The 11897-nt window shown below is 35.2% G+C and carries 10 protein-coding genes and 1 other annotated feature; of the genes, 7 read left to right on the forward strand and 3 right to left on the reverse strand.

Going from position 1 to position 11897, the window contains the following annotated elements:
- A complete protein-coding gene (locus FC70_RS01955; RefSeq protein WP_057889358.1) occupies positions 1–456 on the reverse strand; it encodes a YueI family protein in 456 nt (151 codons plus the stop codon).
- Between the two features lie 76 nt (positions 457–532).
- On the opposite strand from FC70_RS01955, the gene FC70_RS01960 reads away from it, so the two are divergent.
- Positions 533–1129 (forward strand): DUF1054 family protein, encoded by a 597-nt coding sequence (locus FC70_RS01960; RefSeq protein ID WP_162253433.1) that lies wholly within the window; start codon positions 533–535, stop codon positions 1127–1129.
- A 66-nt stretch (positions 1130–1195) separates the two neighbouring features.
- On the opposite strand, the gene rpsD is transcribed toward FC70_RS01960, so the two are convergent.
- Together rpsD and FC70_RS01970 are read right to left on the reverse strand one after the other, a co-directional pair.
- Positions 1196–1804 (reverse strand): 30S ribosomal protein S4, encoded by a 609-nt coding sequence (rpsD, locus tag FC70_RS01965; RefSeq protein ID WP_057889360.1) that lies wholly within the window; start codon positions 1802–1804, stop codon positions 1196–1198.
- 196 nt (positions 1805–2000) lie between these two features.
- Complete coding sequence (locus tag FC70_RS01970) at positions 2001–2456, reverse strand: GAF domain-containing protein (RefSeq protein ID WP_057889361.1); 456 nt, start codon at positions 2454–2456, stop codon at positions 2001–2003.
- Positions 2457–2602: 146 nt separating this feature from the next.
- Between FC70_RS01970 and ezrA the strand changes: the two genes are divergently transcribed.
- The 6 genes from ezrA to FC70_RS02000 all read left to right on the forward strand — a co-directional run bounded on the left by ezrA (position 2603) and on the right by FC70_RS02000 (position 11857).
- A complete protein-coding gene (gene ezrA, locus FC70_RS01975; protein ID WP_083478595.1) occupies positions 2603–4297 on the forward strand; it encodes a septation ring formation regulator EzrA in 1695 nt (564 codons plus the stop codon).
- Between the two features lie 194 nt (positions 4298–4491).
- Positions 4492–5640 (forward strand): cysteine desulfurase family protein, encoded by a 1149-nt coding sequence (locus FC70_RS01980; RefSeq protein WP_057889362.1) that lies wholly within the window; start codon positions 4492–4494, stop codon positions 5638–5640.
- Between the two features lie 16 nt (positions 5641–5656).
- Positions 5657–6877: a tRNA uracil 4-sulfurtransferase ThiI gene (thiI, locus tag FC70_RS01985; protein ID WP_057889363.1), complete on the forward strand. Its 1221-nt coding sequence runs from the start codon at positions 5657–5659 to the stop codon at positions 6875–6877.
- Between the two features lie 136 nt (positions 6878–7013).
- Positions 7014–7508, forward strand: a complete 495-nt coding sequence (locus tag FC70_RS01990) for a peroxiredoxin (RefSeq protein WP_057889364.1) — start codon at positions 7014–7016, stop codon at positions 7506–7508.
- Positions 7509–7547: 39 nt separating this feature from the next.
- Positions 7548–7754: a binding site (T-box leader), on the forward strand.
- 53 nt (positions 7755–7807) lie between these two features.
- The gene (locus FC70_RS01995) at positions 7808–10465 is read left to right on the forward strand and encodes a valine--tRNA ligase (RefSeq protein ID WP_057889365.1); all 2658 of its coding nucleotides are present in this window, start codon (positions 7808–7810) and stop codon (positions 10463–10465) included.
- A 93-nt stretch (positions 10466–10558) separates the two neighbouring features.
- Entirely contained in the window at positions 10559–11857 is a 1299-nt protein-coding gene (locus FC70_RS02000) for a bifunctional folylpolyglutamate synthase/dihydrofolate synthase (protein ID WP_057889366.1), read from the forward strand.
- Positions 11858–11897 lie beyond the last annotated feature (40 nt).

The following is an 11897-nucleotide window of genomic DNA, read 5'->3' on the forward strand; positions in this document are numbered from 1 at the left end:
TTATTGAAATAGTTTCTGCCAAAATGATTGTTTAACCTTTTGGTTGCGTGGTTGGTCATCAATTGGATATTTTTCACTGGCAGTAATCGTTGAAAAATTAATTGCTTGTTTATTAGCTACGACAATCGCAAGATTATCTGGATTGGTATGGAACTCTGGACTTGTTTTCAGGGTGAAATTAATGCCAGCTTTGGTGGCAATCAAAATAAATGGTTTAATTTTTTCTTGTTCAAGATTACCATTAATGAAAATAATTTGGACGTAGTTTTGTGTTAATTCTTTGGCAAATTCTTTAGTCCAATCACGAGAAATTAATTCTTGAACCGAAATTGTAAATCCAACCCGTTCGCGAAAAGTACCGAGATATTTGCGTTGCTCGTCCGGATTGATCTTTGGTGTACCATGAATAGAATTTTGGAGACGATCGTCTGTAGAAGCTGAATAATTATCAGGCATGAGTCCATGCTCCTTTCAATTTAGTTGATACTATTATACCATGATGTAAATTGAATAATGAAATGGGTGAATGGAATTGTATGATAAATCAGATTTTGAAATATTTAATGATCAAACACTACAAGGACGATTAGGAAAAATTAAGCAGTCTATAGATCCAAAATTCGAAACGACAGGTAATCAATTACAAGGGCTATTTAACAGCCAAGGACTAACAGTTTTTCAACATGTTGCAAAACATGCTCGAAGAACGGTGAATCCGCCAGTGGATACCTGGATTGCTTTTGGACCGAATAAACGTGGATATAAGAAAGATCCGCATTTTGAGTTGGGATTTTGGGATGATCGGATGTTTTTAAAATTATGTTTGTTATCAGAATCAAAAGCTAATCCATTTAATGCAAAATATTTAGCAGATTCAGAGACAGCGATTAATCAAATTAGTGATCGTTATGGCGTTAGTTCTGATCACACTAAAAAAGGAATGCATTCGTTGAAATTAACGGAAGACTATATTGATAAATATGCAAATTTTAAGTCAGCAGAGTTTATGGTTGGAATTGAATGGATGAAAGATGGTGCATTTTTCAAAGATTTACACCAATTTGAAATCATTCAGCAAAGTATAAAAGACCTAATTGATATCTATAAAATTTGGGTAATTCGGATTTAATTATATTTATTGCAACAAAAAAGTTGATTACATTTTATGTAATCAACTTTTTTAAAATACAATGAATTATAGTTTGTTGTAATATTCAACGATTAATGATTCATCAATTTCTGCGTCCATATCTTGACGTTCTGGGATACGAACTAATGATCCTTCAAGCTTGTCAGCATCGAATTCGATATATGAAGGGCGACCAATAACTGCTTCAACAGCAGCAGCAATGATAACCAAGTTCTTTGACTTTTCACGTACGCCAATTACTTGACCTACTGTAACTTCGTATGAAGGAATATCAACACGTTTGCCATCAACGGTAATGTGACCATGATTAACAAGTTGACGAGCTTGACGACGAGTAGTAGCCAAACCTAAACGATAAACCATGTTATCTAAACGACGTTCTAGTAAAGCCATGAAGTTAGTACCATGAGTACCTTCTTTGATTTTACCGGCGCGAGTAAATAAGTTTGAGAATTGACGTTCAGTCATGCCGTATGTCATACGCATTTTTTGCTTCTCTTGAAGTTGTAAACCGTATTCTGACATTTTGCTATGACGATCTTGACCATGATCACCAGGAGCATAAGGGCGACGAGCTAATTCTTTACCTGTACCTGAAAGTGAAACTCCAAGACGACGAGATAGACGCCAGCTTGGTCCTGTATAACGAGACATATGATAGTCCTCCAAATATTTTTTGGAGTAAAATAATCCGATCGTATCCGCAATATTCGTGCAGATTGTTCTGCAACGTTCACCTTTACAGCTTAGGTTACTTGTTGAACCATGAAGGCATCAATCTGTTGACGAGCTTATCCGCATACTGCTGCACTATTTTACACAAAAACCAGTATAACGCAATTAAGGGCCACTAGTCAATGTGTTGGAGTAAAACATTACTGAATTTGATTAATTCTTGTTCATCAACTATTGAAAAACGATTTAATTTTGGTGAATCAATATCTAAAACACCGATTGGTGAACCCCAATTATCAAAAAGAGGGATAACAATTTCAGAATTTGAATCACTGTCACAAGCGATATGGCCAGGAAATTCATGGACATTATCAATTCGTTGAACGGATTGATTGGCAAGTGCAGTACCACAAACACCAGTACCATTTTTGATATGCATACAAGCAACTTTTCCTTGAAAGGGGCCTAAATCTAATGTATCAGTGTCTTGATTGTAAAAATAAAAGCCAGCCCAACTAATATCATCTATGGTTTGAAATAATAACGCCGCAGCATTTGAAAAATTTGCAATTGAGTTAGTTTCCTCAAATAAAAGCGCATCGAGCTGTTGATTTAATAGGGAATTAGTCATATTTTTTTGCTCCTTTTTAATTCTTAATAAAAACGTAGTGTGACATATATTTGTCTATGTTATAATTTTAGGTAAAATGATTTTAATAAATATACTATTAAAATGCAAACTATAAGTATTTATTTTTTGAGGGTGGGGTAAATAGGATGTTGCAAGTCTTAATTGGTTTAATTATTATCGCAGCAATTGTCGTTGGTGGTTTATATATCTTCCAAAAAACAACGACTAATCGCGTAAATGATATTAAGGCAAAAAAATATAAATTAGTGGAACTTCATGTTGAACGCGAGCTGGAATCTGGTTCGAAGATGAGTTTAACAGGTGAATCATTAGAAGAATTTAAGCAACTACAGACTGGCTTTGATCAAATTAGAACTGAGCAATTTAATAATATTGATGAACTAGCTGATGAAATCTATCGCGAAGTCAAAGGTGTTAACGTAATTAAAACACAAAGCGACGTCAAAATGCTGGATAGTTTGGTAACTGAAGCACAACACGATGTGACGCAAACTAGGGAAACTTTGAATGATTTTAAAAAAATTGATCAAAAGCATCGACAAGCCGTGTCAAAACTTGAAAAAAAATATCAAGCATTGCGTAAGCAATTGTTATCACAGAACTTTAAATTTGGGGATAGTATTGATAGCTTAGAAGATCAGCTTTCAACCTTAGAAGATGAGTTTGATAAGTTCAGTACACTTACTACTAACGGAGACCATATCTCGGCAAAAGATATTTTAGCTAAATTAGAGTTAAATACTAATCACTTAGAGAACTTAATTAAAGTTATTCCAGATCTATATCATCAATTAGAGTCAGAATATACTGATCAATTAGACGAACTTAAAAGTGGTTATGATCAGTTAGTGATTGATAATTTTAATTTTAAAGATGCTAATATTGCAACCGAAATTAACAATATTGAAACACAAAGAGTTGCTGTTTTAGCTAAATTATCAGGTTTGGATGTTGATGCAGTCAAAAAAGCTAATGAATCAATTGAAAGACAAATCGATCATTTATATGAATTAATGCAGATTGAAATTGATGCACGTCCACAAGTTACGGAAATTATGCCGCAGGTTTCTAAATTTATTATTCATGCACAGAATCAAAATCATGAGTTAATGTTGGAATTAGATCGCTTGGGTCAAAATTATACGTTAGATCATGGTGAACTTGAAACTGCACGTGGTTTAGGTGAACAAATTAAACAACTTGAAAAAGATTATCAAAATGATTTAAATGCAATTGAAAACAAATCGGCAATTGATAGTTCAGTTTTGGAACAACAGCAAGAAGCTTTAGTTCAACTTGAACAAATTGAAAAACAACAGACTGAAATTAATGATGATGTTGATAGCTTACAAAGTGATGAACATCGGGCAAAGGAAACGTTAAGACAATTTGCAATTGATATTCATGCAATTAAACGACATGTGGAAAGCCTTAATTTACCTGGGTTACCTAAGTCATATTTGGAATATTTCTTTGTAGTTAGTGATGAAATTAAAAAGCTAGATTCTGATATTAATAAAATTAAAATTAATATGGAAGATATCACGAAGCAATTATTGATTGTTCAATCTGATTTAGAAACACTTGAAGAAAAAACGAATGATGTAAAAGATAGCGCTCAACTTGCAGAACGATTGTTACAATATGCTAATCGTTTAAGAGAAGATAATGTTGAAGTTGAAGTAGCGGTCCAAAAAGCTCAAAAATTATTTGATGAGAGTTATGATTATTCAGCTAGTCTTGAAACTATTGCAACAGTTTTAGATAAAGTGGAACCTGGATCATATAAACGACTTGAAGATAACTATTACGGTAAATAAAGATTAATGACTTGTACAATTTGTATGAGTCATTTTTTATTAAATGAAATTAGTGAATTAGTTGTGGCAAGATAAATATCTATTAAACCGTACAGAATTCTGCTATAATATTTCTGTTTTGGATGGAGCTTAAACTCCTATATAGCTGGCTGTATTTTTGCTGCCAGTATGTTCAATTGAAGAAGGAAGAATAAATGATTTATTTTGATAATAGTGCAACTACACAAGCATTGCCTGAAGTTGTAGCAACTTATGCAAAAGTTAGTGAACAAATATGGGGAAATCCTTCAAGTTTACATGCCTTTGGTGAATCGGCTTGGAATTTATTAGAGCAATCGAGATCCCAAATTGCTGATTTATTAGGAACTAAACCTAGCGAAATCTTATTTACAAGTGGTGGAACTGAAGGAGATAACTGGGTAGTTAAAGGAACCGCAATCGAAAAACAAGCTTTTGGTAAACACTTGATTACGACAATGATTGAACATCCAGCAATTCGAAATTCAATGGAACAATTAGAAATGCTTGGCTTCGATGTAACGTATTTACCAGTCGACGATCATGGCCTGATATCAATTGATGATTTAAAGGCGGCAATTCGCCCAGATACAATCCTAGTATCAGTTATGGCGGTCAATAATGAAGTCGGCTCAAAGCAACCATTGCTTGAAGTTGCTGAGGTACTTAAAGATTATCCCAAAATTCATTTTCATATTGATGCAGTACAAGGAATTGGTAAAGGAATGCAATCTAAAATCATGAATGATCGAGTTGATTTTGTAACCTTTTCTGGTCATAAATTTCACGCACCACGTGGAATTGGCTTCATTTATGCTCGTTCGGGACGTAAAATTGCCCCCTTACTAACTGGTGGCGGTCAAGAACGTAATTTAAGAAGTGGAACTGAAAATGTACCCGCAATTGTAGCAATGGCTAAGGCACTTCGATTACTATTAGCTGGCGAAAAAAAGGCAGTTGCTAGTGAGCTTGCAATTAAACAATCAATCTTGGAACATATTAAAGGACGAAGAAATATAATCATTTTTTCGGAAGATAATGATAATTTTGCACCGCATATTTTGTGCTTTGCGATTGAAGGCGTTCGTGGTGAAACGATTGTCCATGCTTTTGAAGAAAAGGGTATCTATATTTCGACGACTAGTGCTTGTTCGTCGAAGAAACATTTGGCTTCAAGTACATTAAAAGCAATGAAGGTAGCGGATGCCGTTGCAACTAGTGCGGTTCGTATCAGTTTAGGCGATCAAAATACCTTAGCTGAAGCAGAAACATTCAATCAAGTATTTGATCAATTATATGCAGATTTTGGAAAGATAATGGCTTAAAGGAGGCGTTTATTCAATGCAATATTCAGAAATTATGGTTCGTTATGGTGAACTATCAACTAAAGGTAAAAACCGACAGACTTTTATTGATCGACTTGGATCAAATGTCCGAAATGTCTTACATGAATTCCCTGAAGTAAAAGTTCATGCTAACCGCGACCGACTTCATGTGGATTTAAATGGTGCCAATAGTGATGAAATTATGAAACGGTTGAAGTTGGTGTTTGGAATCCAAAACTTCTCTCCATCAGTCCAAGTGGAACGAACTTTTGAAGCCACCGCTGAAATGGCTGTAAAGATGGTTCAAGAACAATTGGGCGATGCTAAAATGACATTTAAAGTTAATACACGTCGGTCAGATCACGAGTTTGAAATTGATACTAATGAAATGAACATGCGCTTAGGTGGTTATTTGTTAGAACAATTTGATCAACTAGCTGTGGATGTTCATAATCCCGAATTAACCATCCGTGTAGAAATTAGAAATAATGGAATCTTTTTATCAAGTGAAACTATTCAAGGAATCGGTGGCCTACCCGTTGGAACTGGTGGTAAAGGAATGTTAATGCTTTCTGGTGGAATTGATTCACCAGTGGCTGGATTCTTAGGTATGAAGCGTGGTGTATCCATGGAAATGGTTCATTTCTTTAGTCCTCCATATACTAGTCCACAAGCCTTAGCTAAAGCTAAGGAATTAACTGGTAAGATGGCACGTTACAGTGGTTCGATTAAATTCATTGAAGTACCATTTACGGAAATTCAAGAGACAATTAAATCATCAGTTCCAGAAGGATACTTGATGACGGTACAACGTCGAATGATGCTCCGGTTGACGCAAGCTCTAACGATTCAACGGCACGCAATGGCTATTTTTAATGGAGAATCTTTAGGCCAAGTGGCTTCGCAAACAATGGAAAGCATGATGGCAATTAATGATGTCACTACCTTACCAATTTTACGACCAGTCGTTTCATTAGATAAAAATGAAATTATTAAAATTGCTAAAGATATTGATACTTATGAATTATCAATTTTACCTTTTGAAGATTGTTGTACAATTTTTGCGCCACCTAGCCCAAAGACACGTCCTAATTTAGAACGAACTAGATTGTATGAACAACGTTTAGATATCGATGGATTAATGCAACGTTCCCTTGATGGAATTAAAATTTCAGAAGTAAAAGCTGGAGAAGAATTTTTAAATCAAGAAGCTGATGCATTTGCTGAATTATTGTAATTAAGTAAGAACCTTAAATTCTAAAAGAGAATTTAAGGTTCTTTTATAGTCTTATTACTTGCAAACTAACGATATTTACGGTAATTTTATAGCAATCAAGATATATTTGTTAGTACAAATTAAAGGAGTGTGCAAAGTGGAAATCAAACGAATGGGTGTTACTGAACAACTTATAGGAAATCCACCAGAAGTCGGTGAAGAATTGCCACATTTTAAGTTTTATGATGCTGACAATCAAAAGGTTAAAACACGTGATTTATTGGGTAAAGCAACTTTGATTAGTGTGGTACCTGATATTAATACGAGAGTTTGTAGTCTACAAACTAAAAAATTCAATCAAACGATGGATCAATATAAGGACGTACATTTTATTACGGTTTCGACAAACTCAATCAAAGAACAAGCTGCTTGGTGTGCTGCTGAAGGCGTAGAAAATATGGATATGATGTCTGATGCTGAAGAATCATTTGGTTATGAAATGAAGCTTTTGGTGCCAACTGAAGGTGTCTTAGCACGTTCAATCTTTCTAATTAATGCGGATGGTCAAATTGTTTATCGTCAAATGGTAGAAGAACAAACTGATGAACCTAATTACTTAGCAGCAATTAATGCGATGAAAAAATTAATTTAAACTATTGACGTCACCTTAAATTTTGATTATTATATTTAACAATGAGCATTGAACAAGAGAGTAAGTAACTGGATAGTGTTTAGGAAGAAGACAGCAGACTGAAATGTCTTCCACGCCAGAAACTGAAAGTAACTTGTGAGCTGACGCACTGAACTCGAGTAAGTGTGTCCGGAGCATTCCGTTAACATGATAAAGAGGGGGATTTTTCCCCAATTTAGGTGGTACCGCGAGAAATTCGTCCTATTCCAAGGATGGGTTTCTTTTTTTGTAGTTGTAAATAATGAGAGGAGCTCCAACTAATGACAAAAGAAACTGAAATGTCGACTAAATATGATCCAAAATCGGTTGAAGCTGGTCGATATGAACAATGGACTAGTCAAGGCCTATTTAAACCTAATGAAGATAAAAAAGCACATAAATATTCAATCGTAATTCCACCTCCAAATGTTACTGGTAAATTGCATTTAGGTCATGCTTGGGATACGACATTACAAGATATGATTATTCGTCAAAAACGGATGCAAGGATTTGATACTGTGTGGATACCAGGAATGGATCATGCTGGGATTGCTACGCAAGCTAAAGTTGAAGCTCGATTACGGGAACAAGGTATTTCACGATATGATTTAGGTCGCGAAAAATTTGTCGAACAAGTTTGGGATTGGAAAGATGAATATGCTGATATTATTCATCAACAATGGGCTAAACTTGGGTTATCATTAGATTATGATCGTGAACGCTTTACCTTAGACGAAGGACTTAATAAGGCAGTTCGGAAAGTTTTCGTTGATCTTTATAAAAAAGATTTAATTTATCGTGGCGAATATATTATTAATTGGGATCCACAAGCACGGACAGCGTTATCTGATATTGAAGTTATTCATCAAGATGATGAAGGTGCGTTTTACCATGTTAAATATCCATTTACAGATGGAACGACATTTAACGGTCAAGACTATATTGAAATTGCAACAACGCGTCCTGAAACTATGTTTGGGGATGTGGCAATTGCGGTTCACCCAAGTGACGAACGCTATAAAGATCTAGTTGGTAAAAAAGTGGTTGTGCCATTGGTTAATCGTGAAGCTGAAATTATTGCGGATGAATATGTGACACCTGATTTTGGAACTGGAATGGTTAAAATCACTCCAGCTCATGATCCTAATGATTTTAAGGTTGGAAATCGTCATAATCTTGAACGCATTAATACCATGAATGAAGATGCAACCATGAATGCCAATGCTGGTAAATATGATGGTATGGATCGATTTGAAGCTCGAAAAGCAATTGTTAAAGATCTTGAAGACGCTGGCTTTATGTTAAAAATTGAACCAATTGTTCATTCAGTTGGTCATTCAGAACGGACAGGGGTTCAGGTCGAAGCCAGACTTTCAACTCAATGGTTCGTTAAAATGGAACCATTAGCTAAAGAATCACTTGCTGGCCAAAAAGGTGAAGACCGTGTTGATTTTGTGCCTGCACGATTTGAAAATACCTTTTCAAGTTGGATGGAAAATATTCATGATTGGGTAATCTCACGTCAATTATGGTGGGGACATCAAATTCCAGCTTGGTATCATAAACAAACGGGTGAAGTCTACGTTGGCATGGAAGCGCCTGAAGATAAGGAAAATTGGGAACAAGAAACGGATGTCCTAGATACTTGGTTCTCAAGTGCTTTATGGCCATTTTCAACGATGGGTTGGCCAGATACAGATAGTGAAGACTTTAAGCGTTACTTCCCAACAGATACGTTGGTTACTGGTTATGATATTATCTTCTTCTGGGTTGCTCGGATGATGTTCCAAAGTAAAGAATTTACTGGTCGCAGACCGTTTAAAAATGTCTTAATTCATGGCTTAATTCGTGATGAACAAGGTCGTAAAATGAGTAAGTCATTAGGTAACGGGATTGATCCAATGGATGTCATTGAAAAATATGGTGCTGACGCATTACGCTGGTTCTTATCAACTGGTTCAACACCAGGGCAAGACGTTCGCTTTAGTTATACTAAGATGGATGCGGCCTGGAACTTTATCAATAAGATTTGGAACGCTAGCCGTTATGTCATTATGAATCTAGGTGAGATGGAAGAGCCTAAATTACCAGATCAATCAGAATGGGACTTAGCGGATAAGTTTATTTTGAATCAATTAAATACTACGATTGCAGAAACTACCCGTCTCTTTGATAAATTTGAATTCGGTGAAGCTGGTCGAATTTTATATAACTTCATTTGGAACGACTTTTGTGATTGGTATATTGAAATGTCAAAAGAAAAGCTAAATGGCGGGGATGCACAGCAACAAGCCAATACTCGTAATATTTTAGCTTATGTGCTTGATCAAACCTTGAAGTTAATGCATCCAATTATGCCATTTGTTACTGAAAATATTTGGTTAAGCATGCCACATACTGGTGATTCATTAGTTAATGCACCATATCCAGTTGTGAACGATGAATTTGATAATCAAGAAGCTAGTGAACAAATGAATCATTTGATTGATTTGATTAAAGCGGTTCGAAATATTCGAAATGAAGCTGGAGCACCAATGTCTAGTTCAGTTGATTTATTAATTAAGGTTGACACAGAAGAATTAGGTCAAGTGTTTAAGGACAATGAAGAATATATCGCACGTTTCTGTCATCCTGATAATTTAGAAATTGGAACCGGTGTTGCGGCACCTAAATTAGCGCTTAGTGGAATTATCACGGGGGCTGAAGTTTATATTCCAATGGCTGAATTAGTTGATATGGATGAAGAAAAAGCTAAACTAGCTAAAGAAATTGAAAGCCTAAGCCAAGAAGTTAAACGTTCAGAAAAGAAGCTTGGTAATGAACGATTTGTTGCTAACGCTCCTGCTGAAGTTGTGGCGGAAGAAAAAGTTAAACAAGAAGAATGGGAACAAAAATTACAAGCGGCTAAAGATCGTTTGACTAGTATTGAAAATGCATAATTAATAACGTGATGTTTAGATTTTGACATCACAGAAAATAAATAGCTATGATACAAATTTAATTTGTTCATGGCTATTTTTAGAAAGATAAATATGATTAATAATTATGAAGCAGCATTATCATTTATTCATGGACGACAACAGTTTAAAAAGATTCCAACCCTTGACCGTATGCGGCGCTTGATGGCGAAACTAGAAAACCCACAAGATAAATTGAAAATGATTCATGTTACTGGAACGAATGGTAAGGGATCAACGGTTGCGTTCTTAGCTTCATTAATGATGGAACAAGGATTAACGGTGGGAACCTTTACCTCACCATTTATTACAAGATTTAATGAACGAATTAGTTTCAACAAGTTACCGATCGATGATAATGAATTATTAGAATTAGTTAAACAAATTGAGCCAATTATTAGCGAGATGGATGAAACTGATGTTGATGGTGGACCAACTGAATTTGAGATTGTCACAGCGTTAATGTTTATGTACTTTTCACATACTTCTCCAGACGTAGTGATTGTTGAGGTTGGCATTGGTGGAACGTATGATTCAACTAATATTATCACGCCAATGCTATCAATTATTACGACAGTTGGATTAGATCATATGAAAATTTTAGGTAATACGATTACCGAAATTGCTAATCAAAAAGCTGGGATTATTAAACCAGAAGTGCCAGTGATTTTAGGCGAAGTATCTAGTGAAGCTCAAAATGAGATTGCAAGAGTAGCAGCTGTAAATCATACAATCGTCCATTTATGGAGACGTGATTACCAAGCAATTGATTTTAAAAAGACGTCAATTTATCCACAATTTAAATTTAACAATCATGATATACGGATTGATATTGAATTATCAATGGTCGGTGAATTTCAAATTCAAAATGCAGCAGTAGCCATAGAAGCCTACCTAATCTTTTGTCAGCTTGAGCAAATATCACCTAACAAAGTAGCTATCAAAAAAGCGATGAAAGTAACTCAGTGGCCAGGTCGAATGGAATTAGTTAATCAACAACCAGCTATTTTTATTGATGGTGCACATAATGTTCCAGCAATTGAAGCTTTAATTGAGACGATTAATGCTGATTTTTCAACGCAACAAGTTTATCTAATTGTTGCAATTTTGGCAGACAAACAAGTTAATACAATGATTGATATGTTAGCAAAATTAAGTAACGTGACCATTGTTTTGACTTCCTTTACTGGGCCGCATATTAATCGACCGGCCGCTAAAATTGATCAAATTCAGATTAATAATGACAAGGTGTTAAGAACTAAATCTTGGCAAGAAGGTCTAATACAAGTCACGCAAAAAATGTCGGTTGATGACGTGCTGATTTTTACTGGATCACTATATTTCATTTCAGAAGTCAGAAGTTATTTTCGATGAAAATAACGATTTTCATCGTACGTAGTACATGAGGTGATTT

This window comes from Paucilactobacillus oligofermentans DSM 15707 = LMG 22743 (assembly GCF_001434315.1).
In the GTDB taxonomy this organism is placed as follows: Bacteria; Bacillota; Bacilli; order Lactobacillales; family Lactobacillaceae; genus Paucilactobacillus; species Paucilactobacillus oligofermentans.